The organism is Shewanella sp. SG44-6, from assembly GCF_014164185.1.
Taxonomy (GTDB): domain Bacteria; phylum Pseudomonadota; class Gammaproteobacteria; order Enterobacterales; family Shewanellaceae; genus Shewanella; species Shewanella vesiculosa.
On sequence record NZ_JACJER010000029.1, the window covers coordinates 1 to 21,658 of the forward strand.

At 41.5% G+C, this 21,658-nt stretch carries 24 protein-coding genes and 1 pseudogene; 11 read left to right on the forward strand and 14 right to left on the reverse strand.

Annotation, left to right across the window (positions count from 1 at the left end; translation table 11 throughout):
• From H5185_RS07330 to H5185_RS07345, 4 genes and pseudogenes are all read right to left on the reverse strand, one after another.
• Positions 1–242: hypothetical protein (locus H5185_RS07330; RefSeq protein ID WP_182741720.1), on the reverse strand; the 242-nt coding region annotated here is incomplete at its 3' end.
• A gap of 22 nt (positions 243–264) precedes the next feature.
• Positions 265–378, reverse strand: a pseudogene (locus H5185_RS23425) (helix-turn-helix transcriptional regulator); the annotation flags it as partial.
• Between the two features lie 540 nt (positions 379–918).
• Positions 919–1,647, reverse strand: a complete 729-nt coding sequence (locus tag H5185_RS07340) for an NYN domain-containing protein (protein WP_182696841.1) — start codon at positions 1,645–1,647, stop codon at positions 919–921.
• A gap of 34 nt (positions 1,648–1,681) precedes the next feature.
• A complete protein-coding gene (locus H5185_RS07345) occupies positions 1,682–2,734 on the reverse strand; it encodes a nuclease-related domain-containing protein (protein WP_182741721.1) in 1,053 nt (350 codons plus the stop codon).
• Between the two features lie 289 nt (positions 2,735–3,023).
• On the opposite strand from H5185_RS07345, the gene H5185_RS07350 reads away from it, so the two are divergent.
• Complete coding sequence (locus tag H5185_RS07350; protein ID WP_182741722.1) at positions 3,024–3,260, forward strand: helix-turn-helix domain-containing protein; 237 nt, start codon at positions 3,024–3,026, stop codon at positions 3,258–3,260.
• A gap of 64 nt (positions 3,261–3,324) precedes the next feature.
• Here H5185_RS07350 and H5185_RS07355 read toward each other — a convergent pair whose 3' ends face one another.
• The gene (locus H5185_RS07355; RefSeq protein ID WP_124015240.1) at positions 3,325–3,813 is read right to left on the reverse strand and encodes a TIGR00645 family protein; all 489 of its coding nucleotides are present in this window, start codon (positions 3,811–3,813) and stop codon (positions 3,325–3,327) included.
• 431 nt (positions 3,814–4,244) lie between these two features.
• Between H5185_RS07355 and H5185_RS07360 the strand changes: the two genes are divergently transcribed.
• The 4 genes from H5185_RS07360 to H5185_RS07375 all read left to right on the forward strand — a co-directional run bounded on the left by H5185_RS07360 (position 4,245) and on the right by H5185_RS07375 (position 8,008).
• On the forward strand, positions 4,245–4,670 hold the full coding sequence (locus H5185_RS07360) for a hypothetical protein (RefSeq protein WP_182741723.1): 426 nt from the start codon (positions 4,245–4,247) through the stop codon (positions 4,668–4,670).
• Positions 4,671–4,925: 255 nt separating this feature from the next.
• Positions 4,926–6,293, forward strand: coding sequence for a malectin domain-containing carbohydrate-binding protein (locus H5185_RS07365; protein WP_182741724.1), 1,368 nt, complete (start codon positions 4,926–4,928; stop codon positions 6,291–6,293).
• Between the two features lie 314 nt (positions 6,294–6,607).
• On the forward strand, positions 6,608–7,012 hold the full coding sequence (locus H5185_RS07370) for a hypothetical protein (protein ID WP_182723614.1): 405 nt from the start codon (positions 6,608–6,610) through the stop codon (positions 7,010–7,012).
• Positions 7,013–7,255: 243 nt separating this feature from the next.
• Complete coding sequence (locus H5185_RS07375) at positions 7,256–8,008, forward strand: class I SAM-dependent methyltransferase (protein WP_182741725.1); 753 nt, start codon at positions 7,256–7,258, stop codon at positions 8,006–8,008.
• A 253-nt stretch (positions 8,009–8,261) separates the two neighbouring features.
• On the opposite strand, the gene H5185_RS07380 is transcribed toward H5185_RS07375, so the two are convergent.
• The 4 genes from H5185_RS07380 to H5185_RS07395 form a co-directional block, all read right to left on the reverse strand.
• Complete coding sequence (locus tag H5185_RS07380) at positions 8,262–8,540, reverse strand: DNA polymerase III subunit epsilon (protein ID WP_182741726.1); 279 nt, start codon at positions 8,538–8,540, stop codon at positions 8,262–8,264.
• 194 nt (positions 8,541–8,734) lie between these two features.
• Positions 8,735–9,787 (reverse strand): alpha/beta hydrolase, encoded by a 1,053-nt coding sequence (locus H5185_RS07385; protein WP_182741727.1) that lies wholly within the window; start codon positions 9,785–9,787, stop codon positions 8,735–8,737.
• Positions 9,788–9,832: 45 nt separating this feature from the next.
• Positions 9,833–10,603, reverse strand: coding sequence for an SDR family oxidoreductase (locus tag H5185_RS07390; protein ID WP_182741728.1), 771 nt, complete (start codon positions 10,601–10,603; stop codon positions 9,833–9,835).
• Positions 10,604–10,665: 62 nt separating this feature from the next.
• On the reverse strand, positions 10,666–12,132 hold the full coding sequence (locus H5185_RS07395; protein WP_182696831.1) for an NAD(P)/FAD-dependent oxidoreductase: 1,467 nt from the start codon (positions 12,130–12,132) through the stop codon (positions 10,666–10,668).
• Positions 12,133–12,308: 176 nt separating this feature from the next.
• Between H5185_RS07395 and H5185_RS07400 the strand changes: the two genes are divergently transcribed.
• Complete coding sequence (locus H5185_RS07400) at positions 12,309–13,316, forward strand: AraC family transcriptional regulator (RefSeq protein WP_182741729.1); 1,008 nt, start codon at positions 12,309–12,311, stop codon at positions 13,314–13,316.
• A 140-nt stretch (positions 13,317–13,456) separates the two neighbouring features.
• Here H5185_RS07400 and H5185_RS07405 read toward each other — a convergent pair whose 3' ends face one another.
• Complete coding sequence (locus tag H5185_RS07405) at positions 13,457–14,062, reverse strand: excalibur calcium-binding domain-containing protein (RefSeq protein WP_182741730.1); 606 nt, start codon at positions 14,060–14,062, stop codon at positions 13,457–13,459.
• 580 nt (positions 14,063–14,642) lie between these two features.
• On the opposite strand from H5185_RS07405, the gene H5185_RS07410 reads away from it, so the two are divergent.
• The 3 genes from H5185_RS07410 (at position 14,643) to H5185_RS07420 (ending at position 16,486) form a co-directional block, all read left to right on the forward strand.
• On the forward strand, positions 14,643–15,029 hold the full coding sequence (locus H5185_RS07410) for a carboxymuconolactone decarboxylase family protein (RefSeq protein WP_182696828.1): 387 nt from the start codon (positions 14,643–14,645) through the stop codon (positions 15,027–15,029).
• Positions 15,030–15,138: 109 nt separating this feature from the next.
• Positions 15,139–15,654, forward strand: coding sequence for a hypothetical protein (locus H5185_RS07415; protein WP_124015228.1), 516 nt, complete (start codon positions 15,139–15,141; stop codon positions 15,652–15,654).
• Positions 15,655–15,964: 310 nt separating this feature from the next.
• A complete protein-coding gene (locus H5185_RS07420; RefSeq protein ID WP_124015227.1) occupies positions 15,965–16,486 on the forward strand; it encodes a DUF1993 family protein in 522 nt (173 codons plus the stop codon).
• A gap of 114 nt (positions 16,487–16,600) precedes the next feature.
• Here H5185_RS07420 and H5185_RS07425 read toward each other — a convergent pair whose 3' ends face one another.
• Positions 16,601–17,560 carry a DMT family transporter gene (locus H5185_RS07425; protein WP_259396185.1) on the reverse strand — a complete coding sequence of 320 codons (960 nt, stop codon included), beginning with the start codon at positions 17,558–17,560 and terminating at the stop codon, positions 16,601–16,603.
• Positions 17,561–17,704: 144 nt separating this feature from the next.
• Between H5185_RS07425 and H5185_RS07430 the strand changes: the two genes are divergently transcribed.
• The gene (locus tag H5185_RS07430) at positions 17,705–18,193 is read left to right on the forward strand and encodes a MarR family winged helix-turn-helix transcriptional regulator (protein WP_124015226.1); all 489 of its coding nucleotides are present in this window, start codon (positions 17,705–17,707) and stop codon (positions 18,191–18,193) included.
• An 87-nt stretch (positions 18,194–18,280) separates the two neighbouring features.
• On the opposite strand, the gene H5185_RS07435 is transcribed toward H5185_RS07430, so the two are convergent.
• A complete protein-coding gene (locus H5185_RS07435; protein ID WP_124015225.1) occupies positions 18,281–18,532 on the reverse strand; it encodes a DUF2999 family protein in 252 nt (83 codons plus the stop codon).
• Positions 18,533–18,811: 279 nt separating this feature from the next.
• Between H5185_RS07435 and H5185_RS07440 the strand changes: the two genes are divergently transcribed.
• On the forward strand, positions 18,812–19,549 hold the full coding sequence (locus H5185_RS07440; RefSeq protein WP_124015224.1) for a hypothetical protein: 738 nt from the start codon (positions 18,812–18,814) through the stop codon (positions 19,547–19,549).
• Between the two features lie 147 nt (positions 19,550–19,696).
• On the opposite strand, the gene H5185_RS07445 is transcribed toward H5185_RS07440, so the two are convergent.
• Positions 19,697–20,083 (reverse strand): hypothetical protein, encoded by a 387-nt coding sequence (locus tag H5185_RS07445; protein WP_182696824.1) that lies wholly within the window; start codon positions 20,081–20,083, stop codon positions 19,697–19,699.
• Positions 20,083–21,654, reverse strand: coding sequence for a S41 family peptidase (locus tag H5185_RS07450; RefSeq protein WP_182696823.1), 1,572 nt, complete (start codon positions 21,652–21,654; stop codon positions 20,083–20,085). Before H5185_RS07450 ends, H5185_RS07445 begins: the two co-directional genes overlap by 1 nt.
• Positions 21,655–21,658: the final 4 nt, after the last annotated feature.

Genomic DNA, 21,658 nt, shown 5'->3' on the forward strand with positions numbered 1-21,658 from the left:
CCAGTAATAGTTTCTCTTGAATCAAAAAAGTAAATAATAGGCTTAACTGGAACTCGCCCCGAACCTAGAGAGGGCTTGATTCTAATATGGGGGTACTTTTTTAAAACTCCTGTTTCAGTTATCACTTTTTCTAATGATTGATATAAACCTTGAATACCTTCATTGGAACGAGTGTCATTATCAGAGCGATACCCTTCATGGCTCTTAATAAAGCTATTTATACATTTTGAAATTTTATTCATTTTTATATCCTTATAAAGTAATTCAACACTTACGAATCCACTCTTGTATCTCAGTTAACCGCCAGCCAATACTACCAGCTGTTAGAGCAACACGAGCAGGAAATTTTCCAGCACGCTCTAGACGCGAAAGAGTTGTCCTTGATAACCCAGCATTTCATTTACAGCATTTCATTTATTGGGGTCAGAGTAAACTTTCTGCCCCACGATATTGTCTATGCTATTTCTACGACGAAATTCAGTTATTACTTCCTAGTAATCTTATCCAGATATCCCATGGCGAAGGCCGACAACACAAAAGTGATGTGGATGAGTAGATACCACATGATTTTGTCATTCGCGATATTTTAAACAAGTGGGGTCAGATCAAACTTTTTACCTCACTATTTATAGTATCTGGGTGATTAATATCTTCTATTGCTTAAAAGCATTTAACTATGCTGCCATACTTAAATCTTGGGCGTAAGTGTTAAAAGTAGTAGCTTAGGCTGATTCTGAAAAGGTGAACCATCAGCATTTGTGAGACGACCGTCCATCCCATGGACGGGATGTTCGAGCCCTCATGGATGAGTTTACGGCGTGTCGGTGAGTGAATGTCATGGTGAGCCTGTCATAGTAGTCAATTCGTTACGAAATTATCGTTGTAAACTATTACTAAATTATCTCGAGACAATAATAGTTATTTCCCCTTACCGTTTGCCGTTTTATGCCTTTTTTTGTCTTTTACCCAAATGACTGAGCCGTTGGTTTTTTTCATATCAAAAAGATCTATAGATGCGAATAAATCACTCAGCTTCTTGAAGCCATAATTACGTTGATCAAAGGAGGCATGATTAGAAATATGAGTACCTATAGGTCCTAACATTGCCCATCCGTCATCTTCCTCTACAGCTTCAATAGCTTGCCTCAATAAACTGATGAGCTTTGTGTTCTTGTTTAAGCTTTTAGTGGCTGTAGGTAATGGAATATCTTCACTTGGGTCATCATCGAGAAATAAAAATCGAGAACAACTATTCACAAATGGCATAGGAGCTTTGCGCTCTCCAAACCCGATGATGGTTTTACCATCAGCCAGTGCTCTAGTGACTAAGGGGGTAAAATCGCAATCTGATGAGACTAAACAAATAACATCTACATCTTTTGTATATAAAACATCCATAACATCAATAACCAGTGCCATGTCTGTGGCGTTTTTACCTTTAGTTAAATCGAATTGCTGGATGGGTTGAATTGCATACTCATGCAGCACATCTTCCCAAGTTTTTAAATTAGCGTTTTTCCAATTACCGTAAGCCTTACGTATATTTACCACACCATAGCGAGCAAGTTCTGATAACACTTTATCAATTTTCTTAGCAGGAGCATTATCAGCATCAATAAATACTGCGATTTTATCCTTATCTTTCATGTTGACGTCCTAGTCTGAGGATCAGAGTTAATGATTAAATAATTCGTTTTTCAAATCCACAATCCACACAATTCAATGTGTAGGTTTCTTTGCGCTTAGTGACTTTGGTATTTTTACTCATGCATTGTGGGCATGGTAATTTCATCGATGTATTTTTGCTGCATTGGTTACAGTTGATGTAGTAACCGAATTTGCCATACATGGGTGTATATTGTGTTGATTCACCGCAATATTTACAGCTTAGTATGGGGTGTTGGTCTGGCGCTAATGTGTTTACTGGTACAAGCGGTGCAAGTGTTGCCACACTTGCACCATTAGATTGAGCTAGATGATTAGTGGGCGCTAACGCTGGTTGGAGCTCTGGTTTAAGTTCTGGTGTATTTGGTATCGGCTGGATTTGCTTTAGTTGTACCGGAGCACCGTTAACTTGTTGAATATTTGAATCAATATGCTGACTAATGATGAAGTGACCTATCGAATCGAGTTCTTCTTTGTCGAAGTAAGGTCGGGTGTCATATACATTAACGATTCGTATGAACTTATTTCTAAGTTTCATCATCTTTTTGAGCTTATCTACCAAAAACTCAGATTTTACTAATTGGTCTGATACCACTTTAGGCATGGTCTTTCTATCAATGATGGCATCACTCGATACTACGCACAGATGATCCCAACAACGGCCACCGAACCCTTGTTTTATTCCCAAAAATTTTTCTAAAATTTCAAGTCGATGATGATCGAGTAATGCATGAAATAAATCTTGCTGTAATTCAACTTGCTTGATGGGCGAAGACATACCTGACCATTGGCTGTTATAACTGCGTGTCCATTCGCCTTGTTTGTTCACTTTAACGTGACCTTTAATGCTTTTTGATTCAATTAGCACAAAGCCATAGGTATACACGATCAAGTGATCGATTTGAGCCGTTTCATCATTAAAGCTAAATTTGAAGTCGTTAATAACCAGTACTTCAGGATGATCTTTAAATGCACGGCGTAAGAAGAAAGCTACATCTTGTTCCTGTTTTTGACCCGCAATCGTTTGCGGCGTTTTGGTCATTTGTAGTGTTTTAGTTTTAAGAATCATTTACCAACAGCATCCATTCATAACTTGATAATAATCAAGCTCATAATATCTATGATGCTGATAAAAAAGCCAGTGTTAATTTTAAAAGTAGGGCGTAATCGATTCGATAGTGTAACAACCTACACTTATAACTCGTTTGGCGACTTAGATAATTAAAAAGTGTACTTAGCTACACTTTTTTTGATCTTGACAGGGGAGATTACAATAAAGTGTAGGTTGTTACACTTTGCTGTTGAAATATCAAGCATTCAGGGCTAAAGTGTAGCAAAGTACACTTTGGACTAACGTTATGACACCTGCACTCAATCAACAATCCTTGGGTTTACTCATTAAAGAAACCAGAACAAATGCAGCACTGACTCAAGATGTGGCGGCGATGCTGTGTGGCGTGACCAAAAAGACCTTGATCCGTGTTGAGAAAGGCAATGATGTTTATATTTCGACAGTGTTCAAAATTCTGAATGCTCTGGGGATTAGTATTGATGTAGCGCAGAATCATAATGCTGATCCTAAAGTGTGGTACTAATCGATAGTAAATAAAAAGCCCTGATGCTGTTATGTATCAGGGCTTTTTATTTGGAGATGGATGGTTATTTCCGCGTAATCTTATCCAGATATCCCATGGCGAAGGCCGATAACACGAAGGTGATGTGGATGAGTAGATACCACATGATCTTGTCGTTTTCGATGTTTTCGGCATTCATAAATACTTTGAGTAGGTGAATCGATGAAATCGCCACAATAGAGGCGGCCACTTTGTTTTTAAGTGAACCTGAATCCATCTTGCCTAGCCAGCTGAGCTTTTCACTGTTTTCGCCCACATCAAGCTGTGATACGAAGTTTTCATAACCTGAAAACATCACCATGATGAGCAGGCCTCCGACTAAGGTGATGTCGATGAGTGATAGGGTGATCAACACCAAGTCAACTTCTGCGATGGTGAAAATAATGGGTATGATGTGAAAGATCTCTTGAAAGAACTTTATGCCTAAGGCGAGTAAGACTAAGCTTAATCCCAAATAAATAGGCGCCATGATCCAGCGCGATGCATACATCAATCTTTCAAACACTTTTTCCATAAAAAATTTAACCCTTCAGATAAAATACGCTAGAAATCAATCGAACCACTCATGGTAAAACAATAACATGATGAACTTTAGCTGTGCTTGCATACTGTAGCAAGCATGTTGAGGTGTCATCTATACACTTTGCGCGATGCATAGTGTATTTCATAATGTCTGTAGACGTTAGGTTTTTGTGGGGGTGAGCCTAGGGGGAAGTCATTTTTTTGCCGCAAACCTTATAAGAGCTTGATATGGGTAATGTGAGTTATTCGATGTAGATAACGTTTTTTGTATTTATACACCCCTGTTAATTTAGCTAAAGCGAATAAAACCAATTGATTAATCAGTATGGTTACCGTTAACTAAATCCGTCTTTGCCCCTGTTTTCTAAAGGTTTTAGCATCAAAGTCGATATAAATATTAGCCTGCTATGCAAGGAGCAACCATTGAATATTTTAGGCGTAAACTCAACGACTTCGGTGACAGATAACCTGCAAAAAGTGTCAGTTAGATTACGATCTACTATTGCACCACAGGGGACATTGAACACTCAAGTTGAAGCGACAGATAAGGTGTCTATTTCAAATGAGGCGCAAAAAAAGCTGTCTTCTGAATTAAGTTCTACAATGCGTAATAATGCTCGTGGTGCAACATCACCGCAGACAAAGCAAGTCGATACGCGCACTGAAATAGAAAAGAAAATTGATCAGTTAAAAGAAGATATTAAAGAGTTACAAGCGCAACGTCGAGAGTTGATTGGTGACAATTCAGAAGAAGCTGAATTGCAGCGAAAAGTGTTAGATCATCAAATTACTATGCTTAATACACAGCTCATTTCCTTATTTAAAATACAAAAGGAAGCGCAGAAATAATTTACTGGCGTTAGAGCATGACGTATGTGACAGAGTATAATCGGCAAGCGTAAACGGTATTGCGCCATCCTCATTTATTCTGTTTTACTCCTAAATATTTAATTGATCCATTTAATGTTTTTCTCATTAATGACCTGTAATTCGGCTCGGATATTTTGTTTATGTTCTCCGTTCAAGTGCAGGCGGTTACATATTGTTTACATAAGGTGTTGCGTTTATCATCGGTATTCGCTGACGTATTTATGGAATAACATAATGGAATATCGCAACATGCTGCTGGTCGCCAGCACCTCTCTTCTGTTAGCTGCCTGCAGTCAACACACGTTCAAAATACCTGAAGCTCAAACTCAACATCATCAAGCTAATCCTTCGGACCAAATAGTCTGGGCTATTAATAGTGGCGGCGATGCCTATCTTTCTTCAGACGGGATTCAATATCAGGCTGACGCTATAAAAATGGCCAGTGGCGATGCGAGTCATGTTGTTATCGCCAAGGGGACGATACTTGGCACTCAAGATCCAAACTTGTATTTGTCTTCTCGCCAGGGTGAAACTATTGCTTACCAGCAGCCACTAGCGAATGGTACTTATAGTGTGACGTTACGCTTTGCCGAAGACCAATGGACCCAGGAAGGCAAAAGACAATTCTCGGTGTGGATCGAAGGCCAGCAGCGTATTCCTGTTATTGATGTCGTTAACGATCGCGACGGGCGTAATATGACCTCCTATGACATCAGTGTGCCAAATGTTGAGCTTGAAGATGGTCAATTGAATATTGATTTCAAAGCCGCAACCGGCAAGGCCAGCATTAGTGCCATTGTGGTTCGTAAACCTTATCAGGTAGATAAAGACTGGCAACTGCTTTGGCAAGATGAGTTTAATCAGGATGGCCGAGTCGATGAGACTAAGTGGAACTATGAGCTGTGGGCACCCAAACGTGTTAATGAAGAACTGCAACGCTATACTGATCGCAGCGAAAACGTGCGTCAACAAGGCGGAAATTTGATCATTGAAGCGCGACGTGATTTCTTTCAAGGTGATGAATACTCGTCGGCGCGCATTACTTCAGCCGGTAAAGGTGATTTACTTTATGGGCGAGTGGAAGTGAGGGCTAAACTGCCTGACGGCTTAGGCACTTGGCCAGCGATTTGGATGATGCCAAGTGATTTTGATGCTTATGCCGAATCCTGTGAAGATCCTACCGATGAGCAAAAACTGTGTAATAGCTGGCCCAATTCTGGCGAGATAGACATTTTGGAACACGTTGGTTTTGACGAGGGGCGCATACATTCTACTATGCACAATAAAGCCTTTTTCTGGAAAAACTTTAAGCAACGCAAAGGCGCGCTTTATGAGCCGGATGTTACCCATAACTTTCATCTGTATGCGATGGAATGGAGCCCAGAGCGCATAGATGTGTTTATCGATGACACTCTATATTTTTCGTATATCAATGATCACCAAGGCTGGCAATCATGGCCGTTTGATAAACCGTTTCATGTCATTCTTAATATTGCCGTAGGCGGTGGATGGGGTGGTATTAAAGGGGTTGCTGACGATATCTGGCCGAAACAAATGCTAATTGATTACGTACGTTTGTATCAAAAAAAGTCACTAACCTGAACTCGGACCGATTGATATTTTGAGTGCTCTTTAGCAAAACCTCAACAGATAAAGTGGCATTAACTCAATGCAATTAGATAGGCACATCGAAAAAGTGTTAGATAAAGACTAGCGATAAAATTGAGCGAAGTGATTAATAGACACATCGAATAATAGATACCTTTACCATTAAGAAGAGATCCGTCAGGGTAGACGTTATAGCCATTTAAATAATCTGCTGATTATCGCCGCCATTTTTAATCTAGGCCTCAGGTTGGTTGATTACACTTGTTACTTAGTGATGTATTTTAACTTTAAAAGAAGGACTTATCGTTATGGATAAACATAATTTACACGCAGCTCGTAAAATACCTTGGGTTGCGATAAGTGTCATTGCATCCATAGCCTTGCTGCTTGGACTCTTGCTCATGCTGATGCCCAAGGGTTTTAAAGGTACTCACGAGCAAATCGGTACGGGTAAGCCTGCGGTAGTCTTTGTTTATAATCCTAACCTTGTGTCGAGTACCACCCAGACTGAACAGATGAATGAAGCTCGCTCTCATCTTGGTGATAACGTGTTTTTTCTGCTTGCCAGAGAGGCTACTCCTGAGGGAGAGGCGTTCATCGCTAAATACCGAGCGAGACCTAATGAGCTATTACTCTTTGATCCAGCAGGAGTCCTAATTAAAAGACAAGCTGCGGTGATAGGTGCGAATGAGCTCATGCTGTGGGTACGTTAGTCATTTAACGTCATTGTTATCAGTGATTAATTGAGCGGTTAAGTAAAACGCTAAAAAAAGCCTCGCTATAGAAGGGAAATGGGGGGCTTTTAGCATTTGGGATTATCTTACTGAGCGACGACTTACTTTGTTGTTAACCATTAGAGAATAGTCGTTAGTGATTTCTCATTCCTTATTTCTCAATCGTGCGATTTGATATATGATGCGCCACCCTAAATTTGCCTATGTCGCCGATCCCTTTATATGTCTACCAATGCCCTTTATACCGATTTGTCCGGTTATTACGATTTAATGTGCTGTGACATTAACTATCAGCAGCAAAGCAATAGCATAGTGCGCTTGCATCAGTTTTTGGGTAACAGCGGTAAACAGCATTTAGATTTAGCCTGTGGTACTGGGCCGCACGTGAGGCATTTTATCGATTTAGGGTTTCAAAGCAGTGGTCTGGATATCAATCAACCTATGCTTGATATTGCGATGCGTCGTTGTCCTGAAGCGCAGTTTAGTTTGCAAAATATGACAGAGTTTTATGTTGAACAAAAACTCGATTTGATCACCTGTTTTTTGTACTCCATTCATTACTCTCCAGGTACCGAGGCGCTTAAAGCCTGCATTGCGAGTGTGTATAAAGCATTAAATACTGGTGGCCTGTTTTGTTTCAACACAGTTGATAAACATAAAATCAATAACAAGGCGTCAGTGCGCCACAGCGCCGAGTTTGCGGGCAGCCAGTTTGTGTTTGAATCTGGCTGGCATTATCAGGGGGAGGGTGAAATGCAGTCGCTTAATGTCAGCATTGCCAAAACTGATGCTGATAAGACTCAGCAATGGCAAGATTCCCATGCGATGGTCGCCACCAGTTTTACTGAACTCGAAGCCTTGTTAAGCCCGTACTTCGATGTGCAAATATTTGAACACGATTACGACAAAATCATCCCGTGGGATTTAGCTTCAGGCAACGCCTTGTTTGTGTGTACGAAACGTGAGATTGAGTAGCTAAGGTTTTTAGCGGTCATTCGCTATTGCTAGTGAGCCGGAATACAACGTTGATTTTTAGACAATAAATAAGCGGTTGAGAGTAAAACTTTTATACATGGGCTTTTAAAATGTGAGTGATCTCATTTAATTTTGCCGCATGCCAGTGAATTTTCACCAGTTTCAAGTACCTATTTATATTGGCTTAAGTGCATAAAAATAGGCATTTGAATATGGCCAGCCATCATCAGTAACAATGGCTGTTGATGAGGGATTACTGTGCGGTATCAGTAAATTCTGCTTGAACCTTGTCTAATTCTTGCTGGTTTTTAAGCTCGGTTTGTTGCTGTTTTTTAATGCTGACTTCTTCTACTAGTGCCGCTTGTCTTTGTTTAAGGCTGTATTTCTCATCTTTGGTTAGAAACTTAAACGCTTTTTCATTGGCAAGTGCATACGCAACGACATCTTCGCCTTTTACTCTGCGTTCATCCACTCGTTTTGAAAAACGATCGTTATCTCGAGCTTTGCGCTCTTCGGCATTTAACTTACTCATTGGTGTATCCTCATTAGTTAATCACGGTAGGCTTCACTACGCTCAGTCAAATAAATGAGATGCACATTCATAAAGCTGATCGGCGCATTTTAGCATAAGTTGGCTTGTTAGCCTGTAATACATGGCGTCTGAGTAAACTTTATCATCTGTTGGTGGCTTCTAGAGGCAGTTCAGCTATCCGTTACCTGTAAGGATCAATCATTAAAGCTGTTTAAGGCCATCGCGATATCATGAGTCGCTTTCTTAGCGCGCGCACTGAGTTTTGTGATTGAAATAAAGCCATGCATGCAATCGTCATAATGCTGGTGTTGTGTATTGATGCCTGCTGCTTTTAGGCGCTGGGCATATGCAATGCCGTCGTCTCTTAATGGATCGTAACCTAGGGTTAATATGTAGCTTTTTGGCGATTCGCTGATGTCTTTTGCTAGTAGTGGGCTCACTAATGGCAGGGTGACTTCGTCGAGAGAATTCAAATAATGCAGCCTGAAATAATCCATCAGATCGCGGGTGAGTATTAACTGCTTATTGAAACGGCGATAAGACTCGGTTAAGCCTTGCAAGTCGACCATTGGGTAGATCAAAAACTGAAATGCAGGAGTTACTTTGGCCTGTACTGGTAGTGACGTTTGTAATGAATTTAAGCCGATAATACAAGCCAGATATCCGCCTGCGCTATCACCACCCACACCGATATATTGTGGATTGATATTCAGTTGTTGATGATTGTCATTGATATAGTTCCACGCCTCGATGGCATCACAAATCGGGATTGGGAATTTATGTTCTGGGGCCAGTCGATAACCAACTGAGATGATGTTCATCTTGCCGTGTTTAGCCAGATAGCGGCAAAAGTGATCGTGGGTGTTAATACTGCCAATAACGCCGCCGCCGCCATGAAAGTACACTAAGGTTCTTTGAGGTTTGTTGGCGCTAGGACAGTAAATGCGTAGCTTGATGGTGTTATTGATGTGCAGGTTATCAGCTGTGTCTGTGGCATCGCCGCGATGATTCGTGCTCACTGGAATGACTAACTCGACAATCTTATCCATTTCAATTTTAGTCAGCCCAAGTACTCGATCCATCGCTAGAAATACATACCTGAATAATGTTACTGGCAACTTGTATAACGGCGCTAATGATAACCACTTGGCGACCATTAATTGTTTAGCTTCAAGCTGGGATGCTTGCAGTGGTTTGCCTGGTAGCGGTTCGTTTAGTGATGATGTTGGTTGATTAAGGTTATCCATTTCTATGGCCTTTTTTATTATTGTGAACTGATTAGAACCACATGTTTATCGACTTAACCACTTCATCACCAAGCGATTGATAAACGTAGGTGATACGTTACTTAATCGATGCAATAGGCCATAAAAAACACTGACCGTTCTATGGGTTTTAGGGTGTTTCACTTGTTTATCAATCACAGCGACTACGTGTTCAGCAGTAATGTTCACACCGAGTCGTTGCATGACTTTGGCGGTGTGTTTCTGTGCCTTAAGCATATTGGTTGCCACAAAAGGCGGCATGACATCACATACTCTTATGCCGTACTTTTGCCACTCAAGTTCCAGCGCCTCGGTAAGCGCTTTTACGGCAAACTTACTCGCCGAATAGCTGGCTAATTCTGGTACGCCATAATCGCTACTGGCTGATGACATATTGATAATAGTACTCGTGCCAGTATTTTTTAAATATGGCCATGCAGCATGACACAGATTCATGACCCCGATGACATTGACACTTAATGTGCGCTGATGATGTTCTATAGAGATGTCTTCAAATGGGCCAATTTCCAATATGCCGGCATTGTTAAGTAATACCGCCAAGCAATGATTATGTTCCGCACAAAATTTAGTCATAGCGTGTTGTACTTGTGACACATCAGTGACATCCAGCTGAAACAAGCGTATTCGAGTTCTATCCCATATTTCGGTGGCTTGTGTTAATTGCGCTAAATTGATGTCGGCCATACCGACCCAATAGCCTTTTTTATGAAAGTGCCGAGCAGCGGCTAAGCCAATTCCAGAAGCCGCGCCGGTAATAAATATCGTGTTGTTATTCATGATAAAACCTGGTTGCTTTTAGTACGAGTGAATCAGTACAAGTGAAAAGGTGGCTAAGCCAATTAGAATGACCGGGTATTAAGGTGTTCCATCTGCGGCTGTTTCATTTCATCAACCCAGCGCTGCCAAGTGTAGGGCCATAAAATAGGGTCACCATCGGCATCTAAATACCAGCTTTGGCATCCTCCAACCCAGCTAGTGCCCTTTAACCCTTCTTTTACGTAGGCATTAAAATCGTCAATGGCTTGTTGTTTGGCTTCAAACTCATCAAATTGATGCTCACGCCATTTATCGATCAATTTAATCACGTAGTCAGTTTGAACCTCGCTCATGGCGATAACCGAAAAGTTACCAATAGGTGTGTTGGGGCCGAGCATTAAAAAGAAGTTAGGGTAGTCGCTGAGTAACATTGACCGATATGCTTTAATTTTATGAGCCCACGCCTTATCAATGTGCAAATTGTTGCGGCCAATTAGATTCATTGGGCGCATAAAATTAAATGCATTAAATCCTGTCGACAGCACCAATACATCGAGGTCATGGTGTGTACCGTCTTTAGTGATAATGCCTGTTGCAGTTATGCGTTCAATGGCCTCTGTTATTAACTCAGCATTGGGTTTTTGAATGGCTTTATAAAAAGTGGTGTTGATAATGACCCGTTTGCAGCCTACTTGATAATGAGGTCGCAGCTTTTCGCGTAAAGTTTGGTCTTTAATGCTTAATCTTAAGTTGGCTTTACACAAAAAATTTAACACATGTTTTTGGATAAAGTGTCCAGTTACCGCTTTGGTAAAAAAATGTTCTAGAAAAAACTTACCAGTATTTCGGTGGATTTTGGTAATGATGGGAAAGCGAGCCATCAGTTTGCGGCTGGTTTTTGAAAAGGTAAAATCGGGTAAGTGCATTAACCATTGTGGTGTGCGCTGAAAAACCGAGACCTTAGCACCAGTATTAATCAATTCAGGAATGGCTTGTGCCGCCGTTGACCCAGTACCGATTACCCCAACCCGAGTTGAGGCTGATATATCGACGTCGTGGTTCCATTGGGCGGTATGAAATGTGGTGCCTTTAAAATCAGCTAATCCAGGAATGTCTGGAAATTGCGGATGGTGCAAAATGCCCGTGGCGCAAACAATAAAATCGGCGATATAGGTTTGTTGTTGGCTGGTTTTTACTGTCCATTTGCCATTGGCATAGTGTGCATCGGTAACCGCTTCGTTAAAGCGTATGTCTCGTTTAACCTCATACTTATCTGCCACCTGCTCAAAATATTGTTTAATCTCTGGTCCATGGGCGAAAAATCGGCTCCAATTTGGATTGGGTTCAAATGAATAGGTATACATGTGAGCGGGTACATCACAGGCCGCACCTGGATAGGTATTTTCGCGCCACGTTCCGCCCACAGAGCCTTTTTTCTCCAGTACTACAATGTCAGTAATACCAGCTTGACGCAGTTTGATGGCCATTAAAATGCCCGTCATACCTGCACCAATGATCACCACCGCAGGGTTTCGTTTAACTTGGGTCATGCGGACCTCAATGATTGTTATTTTTAATTATGACTTTGAATGGCTATTTCGCTATACGATCATTCAAAGATTGTTAACCAATGATGTTATCTGTCCAGCATAGGAAATTGGGCTTGATTGATCTAGCGTCTAAATAGACGTATATTTGTGATTTTAAGACATTACGGCCATCAATTATGACATTTCGCAGTATTACCAGTGTGCAGATTATCGTTGCCCATGGCATTGAGCTGGGTATTGATGAGAATGTTTTACTGCAAGGGTCGGGTTTAACCAGTGCTCAATTAGCTGACCATGAGCGGCTGATTGAAGATAAGCAAGAGTTACAGGTGTTAAATAACCTAATGCTTACTACTGAATGCCCAGTTAAAGTAGGAATGGAATTAGGCTGCCGTTATCACCTGACCAGTTATGGCATTATGGGGTATGCCCTGTTGGCCAGCAGTACTGCGAGAAAGGCGATTGAATTTGGCTTGCGGTATCTAGATTTAACCTATGTTTTTTCTCAGATAACATTAACTGAGCTTAACGACGATTTATCCTTAAGGTTCTCGTGCGACATTTCAGGTAAGTTAGGTGAGCTCGTATTAGTAAGAGACATGTTGGGTGCGGCGATGATCCAACGAGAAGTATTTGAACGTAACGGCTTACCGATAAAATTGCAGTTTATGTCGCCTCAGCCAGTAGGCTTGTGCTTAGAAGGTATAAAGCAAAAACTCGGAGCTGAGATCCAATTTAATGCCAGTTATAATGGCTTTTCTGGACTAGCCCCGCTATTGGATTTGCCCTTGGTAAAAGCCAATGAAGCTACCGCCAGATTATGTGAAGCGCAATGCAGCCAATTACTGCAACAAAAACAAAACTGGAAACCTGTCGCCAAGTTGGTTAAAGACACCTTAGTGCACTTAGGCTTAACAGCATCAATGGAAGACATCGCCCAGCATTTAGCCCGTACGACTCGCACTTTACATCGTCAACTCAAACTAGAACAAACCAGTTGGCGCCAAGTACGTGATGATGTGCGTTTTGGCATCGCTGAGGAACTGCTGCTAAAGCCGATGCAACTTGATGAAATTGCTGAGCGACTTGGTTTTAGTGATGGGGCTAATTTTAGCCACAGCTTTAAGCGCTGCAAAAACATTACCCCAAGCCAGTATCGCAAGCAGGCAACAAAACAGCGATAGTCAGCTGTTCTTCATAGCTAAAGGCTAGCTAGAATCTCAAGCCTTAGACTTTAGACCTCAAATCTAAAGACTCTTACCTAGAACCTAGAACAAGTGGCGGTTAGCCAGAACCTGCTTTCTATGACTGCATCACCTCATGTTTAATTACAGAACTGCCTTTCACAGGGGATTCCGTCATTATCACCATCCATTTCCGTACCCAGACAGTTGTTGATATAAAATGTCGCTTCAGCACATGAGCGCATTTGGCTGCAGTGGGTTTTACCAGCTTCGCATCTGAATTGTGGTTGTAGATTGATTGAGCTTGGTTTTGATACGGTTGGTGTCCACTGCATCTGCTCAACATCTTCATTGGTCAGCACTGGCGTAGCGGTCATTTTTTGATATTGTTTATAACCGAAAATACCAACCCCAAGCAGGATAATAAGCATGATTACGCGGCCAATTACTGGGCTTGAGCGGTAGTTGTCGTCATGATGAGATGGGCTTTTTCGATGATGTTGACTGGTGTGAGACGCTGGACGAATGCTGTTGGACACCACTGCGACGCCTTCTATACTGGCTTTTACGGCTTTGACTTTACCGTCGGGCTGGTTCTCACGATGAAATAGGATCTCATCGCCAACAATGGGCTTTCTGGCCATGTGTTTTAAGGTTGAAATGTGAATAAAGACATCTTGATTATCACCGGTTTCTGGCTTGATAAAACCAAAGCCTTTTTCGGTATTCCAACGAACCGATACCAATCCGCATTGAAGTTTGCTCTTTTAGCGAAAATTATTAGTGTGCTATTCGAGACAGTCATTTGAGTGCATGGTTGCTCCACGTCAAAAATGACTAACAAAGAAGAGTGCCCTAATAAATTCGCCCTTCGGGGCGGTGTCATAACACCAATTACTACCTCAAATGCCTTAAATGTAGCTTGCTACACCAGCAGTCATTTGAATTGTACTTGGCACTTTGACGCCGCCTAAAATAGATCACACTTCAATAAGGATTGGTATAATGCCTCTTTCCATGGCGATTCTTTCCTTGATGGTCATTCAGTTATTAAAAAATCATACTTTAGAATCATGCTTTTAAATCAGTAACATAATACCTACAATCACAGTGTTTTAGCCAGTTATTTGATTGGGCTTTCTGATCGGTCGATAAAACATAGTCGATATGTTTACCTACTCAGGGAAAAATGAATTGATATCGACTTGGGCAATGTATCAACTTGCTACAACAAAAACGTGGTGTTATTTAAGATTAAGTTTAACGTGTATATAGACGGGATTATTTTTAATGAATTGACCAACGCAACAATAGAGGGGGCTACTGATGAATGATGAGCAATACCAAAAAGGACTTGAGGTACGTCGCAAGGTGATGGGGGATGCTTATGTCGATAAAGCGCTCAGCAATGTCACTGATTTTACCAAGCCACTGCAAGACTTAGTGACCGCAAATTGTTGGGGAGAAGTCTGGGTTCGTGATGCTATTTCTAAGCAAACTCGCAGTCTTATCACTATTGCCACACTGGCGGCTTTAAAAGCTCCAACTGAATTAAAAGGTCATGTTAGAGGGGCATTACGTAATGGGTGTTCCATTGCTGAAATTCAGGAGGTATTACTGCATTCAACAGTCTATTGCGGCATGCCAGCGGGAATTGAAGCCTTTCGGGCTGCAAAAGAAGCGATAGAGGAATGGGCTATAGAAAATAGTTAGCACTGAGTTATCTATTAACTTTTTAGCCTAAATGATTGTGTAAAAGCACTAATCTTTTTTTAGATTGTTACGTATAACAGGATCTAATACTTATCCAAAAGGACTTAAAATGCGTTATTTAATGATTATTGCAAGCTTATTACTGCTCAGCGCTTGCAGCACGAGTTATCCAAATCAGGCCATTACTGGGCAAACTTTTCCATCGGTGTCAGGCCAAAATCTTGAAGGGCAGTCTATGACCTTGCCTGATGATTTAAAAGGTGAAACTGCGCTATTACTGATCGGTTATAAACAAGATTCACAGTTTGATATTGATCGCTGGTTAATTGGCTTAGACATGACCGAAACGCAAGTATCGGTATTTGAAGTGCCAACCATACAGGGATTGTTTCCTAGAATGTTCAGCACCTTTATAGACAGTGGTATGCGTGCAGGCATCCCTAAGCCACTTTGGAAAGGCGTCGTTACTGTCTATAAAGATGGTGAAAAAGTACAAGCGTTTACCGGTAATGAAAAACCAAACAATGCGCGAGTGGTGCTATTAGATGGCCAAGGTAAAGTGATTTACTTTTATGACCAAGGCTTCTCTGTTGATGCACTTAATCAGTTAAGAGCCTTGCTTTAATCGCGCAAAAGGTAGTGTATAAATCGATCGAGATATCAATTATATCAGCCTCTTTACTGCCATATTTGAGGCCAGTAAGTGACATCTTGATAAAATATGACCTGATATATATCAACAATATGATGGCCGTGATGATTTGTTAAATGCTTTATTGAGTTTGTATCGTTAGAGTTTTGCTCATAAAAGTCTCTGGTCAGCGTTAAATGAGGCTAATGAGGCCTAAATATCTTTGACTGGGTTGTAATCTTATCGGTTATCACTAATTATCTAAGCGCTGCTAAGTTTGCAGCTCTCAATTGAGGACTTTGCCATGCTGTACGATTTGACTGTAGTGCAATTCAGCAAAATGCTGAATAACTTAAATAATATTCTTGATAAGGCCGAGGTATTTGCCGCCTTTAAAAAGGTCGATATGGCAGTATTGCTGAACTCTCGCTTAGCGGCAGATCAATTTAATCTTACTCGCCAGATTCAGATAGCCTGTGACACGGCTAAAGTTGGTGTTGCCAGATTAACCGGTAATTTAGAGACTATGCCTAAGCATGATGATACTGAAACGACACTTGAAGAGTTGCGTCAACGCATTGCTTCAGTCATTGAGTATATTAATGGTTTTAGCGAAGCCGACTTCGCTCACGCTGCCACTATCCATGTGTCACAACCTCGCTGGGCAGGTAAATATCTAACAGGCTATGAATTTGCTATTGAACATGCCATTCCTAATCTCTATTTTCATGTGACTACGGCCTACGCAATATTGCGCCACAACGGTGTTGAAGTGGGTAAAAAAGACTACTTAGGTGATATGCCTTATAAAGTCCCTGTTATTTAGTAAAGTACTCGTTATCGGCTATTGAGGATACATCCACTAATGTAGCGTTTGTATCCTTTAATAGCTGCGCCCAGAAGCCACTGTCTAAGCCATGTATTGATTTGCTTTTTTACACTAGCTTTTGGGCATTTTTGTTTCACTCAGATGATTTAATTCGCTATTACTCTGCTCAATAATCAATTGTTTACTTGCATTTGATGCGGTAATTTTTTGGCGTAGCAACTGAATCAAGGTTGGCGCAATAGAGGCTAAAATCATGCCACACATCAATAAATATTGATGTGGTGTGTATGATTCACCCATTAACACAAAACCACAGGCAATACCTGCTATTGGGTTGGCTATGCCGCCAAAAGTGAAGTCGACAACCGACATACGTTGCAATAACCACACATACATACTGTAACCGAGTACAGTGTTGAGTAATATTATCCAGCTTATGCCGAAGCCATTAGTCAGACTAAATTGCTTGACCACACTGAGATATTGTTCAGGTGAAAATAGTGCCTGAATGCCTGCGGCAACCAATAATAATGCTCCGCCGATAATGAGCTGCCAGGTGAGTATGGTCCACCAATGAATGCGTGAGCCCAGTGCTTTGGTGATCGTGCTGCCGATAATAATACAGCTAATAGCCGCCAGCATCGCCATTAACCCAATAGGATTTAAACTAATGGTGCTGGGGTCAAATAGCATCCACGCTAGAGCAATTAAGATCGCGCCACAAAAGGCTTGCGGCAGATTAGGGCGTTTTTTACTGCTTACCCAATGAAATAGCATCGCGAAAACGGGCACTGAAATCATCCCTATACCAGAGATGGCCGACGGAAGTGTTAGTGCCATAATAAATATCAAACTGAAAAACACCGCAATATTAATCGCACCGAGTTTTATCAAAATAGACCAGTCGGCTTGTTGGGGCTTAGTCGGTTTGATTGCCAATAAAATGAGTCCAGCAGGCAATGCACGCAGAGCACCGAGTAATAACGCTGGCCAGTCAGGTAAAGTGAGCTGAGTCATTGCATAAGTGGTACCCCAAAAAAAGGCTGGGATCATGGCGAGTAAAATATTCATAAACTACCTTAGTGTTAAATATCTTTATATAAAGATAAGTGTTGATTCTGGACTGCTAAGTTATCTTTGTAAAGTATCTTTTTATGAAGTATCTTTATGTTAAGTATTTTATAAGTGATCAATCGTTAAGATTAAGGGTGTTAAATGGAGGATATCGATAGAGTTGTGGCGCAGTGGGGTGAACAGAAGCCGCATTTAGATACTGCACCAATGGCAATACTTGGGCGTTTTTTGCGTTTACAAAAACACATTGAAGCTGAAATATCCACTTGTCATAAATTGTTTGGCCTGACCATGGGGGAATTTGATGTACTGGCTACATTACGACGTGCAGGCCTGCCTTATACCTTAACCCCTTCAGTGCTTTTGTCATCTATGATGTTAACCTCTGGCGCGATGACAAATCGCTTAGATAAACTAGAATCTAAAGATTTAATTGCACGTGTACACAGCACTGAAGACAGGCGTAGCGTATCCGTAGCTTTGACTGAAAAAGGACTTGCCACGATAGATGAAGCGATTGAGGCACATGTCCGCATTCAACATCAGTTGGTAGCAAATCTTTCAGATTCTGAACTGCCCGAGCTCAACCAATTACTCAAAACTTGGTTAGCTGGCTTTGAAGGCAATTAATAGCGGCTGTGATCAGATAAGTGAACCACGGCCAGCATCTTAAGGTGCTGGCCGTGGTTGTTTATGCGTTTTGTAATAGCTTAGCGCTTATGGTTGTAGCTGTGCTTTTGCTGCTTCAACTTTAGAAAAATCTAAGCCAAGTTCTACAACTGCTTCTTTGATTAAAGCTGGGTTTTGCATCACCATGCCCATCAGCTGTTGTAGCTTTTCCGCAGGAATGCCTAATTGACCAATAGTTGCCATTGCTGCAAATGGGTTTTCAGTTAACGTCTGGAACAGCTCATTAATTTGTACGTCACTGATATTGTGTTCTTTGAAGATGGCAATAATAGGATTCATTGCGTTACCTTGTAAATGTTAATTGAGTAAGTTGTGATTTTATCATGATTTAGTCTGTAGAGGGCAAGATAGCAATTGCACAATCGTACTGACAAAATGATTCAGCAGGTTTTGACTTTGGTTAGTCTCTTAGCAAGATTGAACTGAGTGTCGTTTATACGTTACATCATTCGATAAATGATTGAGTTTACTACTCCGGTGTTTATACTGTTCTCGTTTTAGCGTGTTGCTTTGCTGATTTAAGACTACTTTTTATATGGATTTGTTACGGACGTTGATATGGATATTGAAACCCTCTGCACTGTGTTAGTGCTGCTCCAACCCCTTGTTGTATATTATGCCTTTTATAAAAATACTGGCGTAACCACCAAAGATAATGAGTTTAATCAATCTTTTTTGGTAATTTCTCCTAGTTTTGCCTTCTTTTATTTAGACCAATATTGGTATGCACTCAGTTTGCTGGTTGGCGTGGCATTGCTCGGTTTGTTATTGGCAATGATAGTGGATCGTAAAGCCAGTCATCCGATTGATTACGGCGGGCTGGTTTCATTTATGCTTGCTTGGTTGATTATATTTGGTATAGGTCATTGGATTGCAGGTTTCTTCCCCGACTCAAGCAGTACTGAGGTTGACGATACAATAGCGCTGACTGATATCACGCAAGGGGGTTATTCAGCATTAACCAGTTCACTGTATTACTTCTTGATTATGCTGGGAGTGTTTTTTGTCCGTATTATAGAGAAAAAATATTTCACAAAGGATAATCTCAGTAGTTTGTTGTTGTTTATCAGCAGTGTTGTTGGTGGCGTGTTACCTATGGTGGGTGACTATTTTATCTTGAGCATAGTGATAAACTTTTTTATCTTATTTTATATGAGTGTCGCCATTATTCGCTTGGATGATACCGGTCCTTCAAGTGGTTCGGTGACTTTTATATTTAGTTATCTATTTATGATGGGGGCTAGCTTAGCCATCATGATAAAAGGCGGGTATTGGCTTTACAGCTTGATGAGTTAACTGCGGCATGATCGATAGGCTGCATGTTATTAACTAGAGTCGATAGCCCCAAAAAAAAGCCAGAACACATATGTAGATGTGTTCTGGCTTTTTTAGTTAGTTTTAATCAATGGTATTAGCCATCAACTTTGTACAATAAGCAACCTGCTATGGTTTCTCGACCTGACAACGTACTTGCGATAATTTGACCGTCTTGCCGGTTTGTACATGACGTAATAGGCAATTATCGCCTTGTTTTAACAGTTGCACTGCGTCCGGAATTTCAGTGCTGCGCCCCATGATCAATAAGCCGTTAGCATCTTTATGCTGAGCACGCTCAATCACTTCTTGGCTGTATTGAGTAAAAGCCTTATCGGCGATTAATACATTGCTGGCGTCCAGTAAGCTTGCTATCGCTTGTTGTAATTCAGCGTGGGTTTGGCTGCTAGGGTTTGTCAGCATTGCCGCTTGTAACGGTAATGGCGCCTCTTTTGCTGTCGCCCCACAGCCGCTCACTGTCAATACTGCCAGAATACCAATGAATTGCTTTTGCATTATTGCTCCAAAGCCAATGGCGTGAGAATACGGTTGTTTTTCAGTACATTTTGGTTGCGCGTGTCTTGCAACATAAAGCCTGGATCGACAAAGGATTCTCGAGCTGGCGCGCGTGCTACAGCTGAAGCCGTCGCTGGGCAGCGGTTATTATTGCGATAAAACAATGCTGCACTGAGAAGTCTTTCGTTGGTATCACCCAAAGCATGTCCAAGATCATCTTCTAGAACACAACCTGGCACTTCACTGTCTAGGGTAGGATTGGCTGATGGTATAAATCCGTCAGAATACTCACCAAAGCCTTTGTCATTAACCCCTTTAAACTGAATGGTAAAGTAGGTTGTGGCACAGTTACTGGTTGGGTAAAAACCATAAGGCTTACCGCAGGTTGTATCACCCAATTGAATTACCTCAATATTAATGCCGCGAAGGGCATTCATTAAGGCTTCGCTGGCAGAACAGGTGCCAGGGGTTGTTAATACAAATACTCGCTTAAGGTTTAGCGTGGGCAGCGATAATCCACTGCGCAGTAATGAAGTGTTAAAGCCGATTGATTCTGAAATAAACGGCATCGGCGAGAGTGCTTCACGCGTTACTGGGTTAATGTTGGGGTACTTGTTGTTAAAGCTAGTTTGTTCAAACACCCGGTTAGTTGTGGCGTTATCACCCGCAATCATGTAGCCCAGTTGGCTGGCAAGTGCTAATAATCCACCGCCGTTATAGCGAATATCCAATACTAAGTCGTCTACTTGTGCGTTGCTCAGTAACGTCATGGCATCGTATAAGCCTTTTTCGGCCGTCGCGATGTGAGAGTTAAATTGTAGATAACCCACTTTGCCATTAGTCGTTTGAATGGTTTTAGTATTTTGCACTGGCGTTGATACGATTGTGCCTGCCGATAATGTCACTGTGCGGTCGGTTTGGGCATTTAAATCTCGCACGGTAAACACAGTTTGTTTACCAGTGGCATCGGGAAATAAACCTGCATTTAAAGTATCGATACTGTCGCTATCATTGGCATTTGCTACGCTAACACCGTCCACCGATACAATAATGGCACCACGACTAATACCTGCATTGCTTGCCGGCGTGTTTGGCTCGTTGAAGGCCACAGTCACTTGTCGTGACACACCTGCCGATGCATTACGTAAATTTAGCGTCATGCCATAACCAACAGAGGCCCCAGATCCATTGAGTAATTCCCATTCTGCTGTCGGCATAGAAAAGTGGAAGTTATCTTTGAGGTTGCCTGTGTCTGACAATTCGTCGGTTTTAAGTAGTTCAAAATACTCGGCAACGCTATATGGTGCCGGATCGCGATCAATAATTTCGTCATACCAAAGGTAAGTGTCATCGCTCCACGACCGCAACCACAATTTTTGTGTTAAGGGGACACTGCACTGATTGGCTAATGTCGAGTAGTTAGCAAATTGACCAGCAACCCATTGAGGTGACGTTGAGCCAGTATTGCTATTGTTATCGCCGCTTGATGAGCCGCCACCGCCACAGGCTGTTAGTAACAGGCTGGCGCTGATAATGAATGGGGCGAGAGTGTTGCTTGAGAGTAACTGCATAATA

Excerpts from the sequence above, each read along its gene's own strand:
- H5185_RS07370 (WP_182723614.1), top strand. The coding sequence starts at position 6,608 with ATGGATAAACATAATTTACACGCAGCTCGTAAAATACCTTGGGTTGCG.
- H5185_RS07400 (WP_182741729.1), top strand. The coding sequence starts at position 12,309 with ATGACATTTCGCAGTATTACCAGTGTGCAGATTATCGTTGCCCATGGC.
- H5185_RS07440 (WP_124015224.1), top strand. The coding sequence starts at position 18,812 with ATGGATATTGAAACCCTCTGCACTGTGTTAGTGCTGCTCCAACCCCTT.
- H5185_RS07355 (WP_124015240.1), bottom strand. The coding sequence starts at position 3,813 with ATGGAAAAAGTGTTTGAAAGATTGATGTATGCATCGCGCTGGATCATG.
- H5185_RS07445 (WP_182696824.1), bottom strand. The coding sequence starts at position 20,083 with ATGCAAAAGCAATTCATTGGTATTCTGGCAGTATTGACAGTGAGCGGC.
- H5185_RS07410 (WP_182696828.1), top strand. The coding sequence starts at position 14,643 with ATGAATGATGAGCAATACCAAAAAGGACTTGAGGTACGTCGCAAGGTG.
- H5185_RS07430 (WP_124015226.1), top strand. The coding sequence starts at position 17,705 with ATGGAGGATATCGATAGAGTTGTGGCGCAGTGGGGTGAACAGAAGCCG.
- H5185_RS07375 (WP_182741725.1), top strand. The coding sequence starts at position 7,256 with ATGTCTACCAATGCCCTTTATACCGATTTGTCCGGTTATTACGATTTA.
- H5185_RS07350 (WP_182741722.1), top strand. The coding sequence starts at position 3,024 with ATGACACCTGCACTCAATCAACAATCCTTGGGTTTACTCATTAAAGAA.
- H5185_RS07340 (WP_182696841.1), bottom strand. The coding sequence starts at position 1,647 with ATGAAAGATAAGGATAAAATCGCAGTATTTATTGATGCTGATAATGCT.
- H5185_RS07380 (WP_182741726.1), bottom strand. The coding sequence starts at position 8,540 with ATGAGTAAGTTAAATGCCGAAGAGCGCAAAGCTCGAGATAACGATCGT.
- H5185_RS07385 (WP_182741727.1), bottom strand. The coding sequence starts at position 9,787 with ATGGATAACCTTAATCAACCAACATCATCACTAAACGAACCGCTACCA.
- H5185_RS07345 (WP_182741721.1), bottom strand. The coding sequence starts at position 2,734 with ATGATTCTTAAAACTAAAACACTACAAATGACCAAAACGCCGCAAACG.
- H5185_RS07450 (WP_182696823.1), bottom strand. The coding sequence starts at position 21,654 with ATGCAGTTACTCTCAAGCAACACTCTCGCCCCATTCATTATCAGCGCC.
- H5185_RS07365 (WP_182741724.1), top strand. The coding sequence starts at position 4,926 with ATGGAATATCGCAACATGCTGCTGGTCGCCAGCACCTCTCTTCTGTTA.
- H5185_RS07435 (WP_124015225.1), bottom strand. The coding sequence starts at position 18,532 with ATGAATCCTATTATTGCCATCTTCAAAGAACACAATATCAGTGACGTA.
- H5185_RS07390 (WP_182741728.1), bottom strand. The coding sequence starts at position 10,603 with ATGAATAACAACACGATATTTATTACCGGCGCGGCTTCTGGAATTGGC.
- H5185_RS07415 (WP_124015228.1), top strand. The coding sequence starts at position 15,139 with ATGCGTTATTTAATGATTATTGCAAGCTTATTACTGCTCAGCGCTTGC.
- H5185_RS07425 (WP_259396185.1), bottom strand. The coding sequence starts at position 17,560 with ATGAATATTTTACTCGCCATGATCCCAGCCTTTTTTTGGGGTACCACT.
- H5185_RS07420 (WP_124015227.1), top strand. The coding sequence starts at position 15,965 with ATGCTGTACGATTTGACTGTAGTGCAATTCAGCAAAATGCTGAATAAC.
- H5185_RS07395 (WP_182696831.1), bottom strand. The coding sequence starts at position 12,132 with ATGACCCAAGTTAAACGAAACCCTGCGGTGGTGATCATTGGTGCAGGT.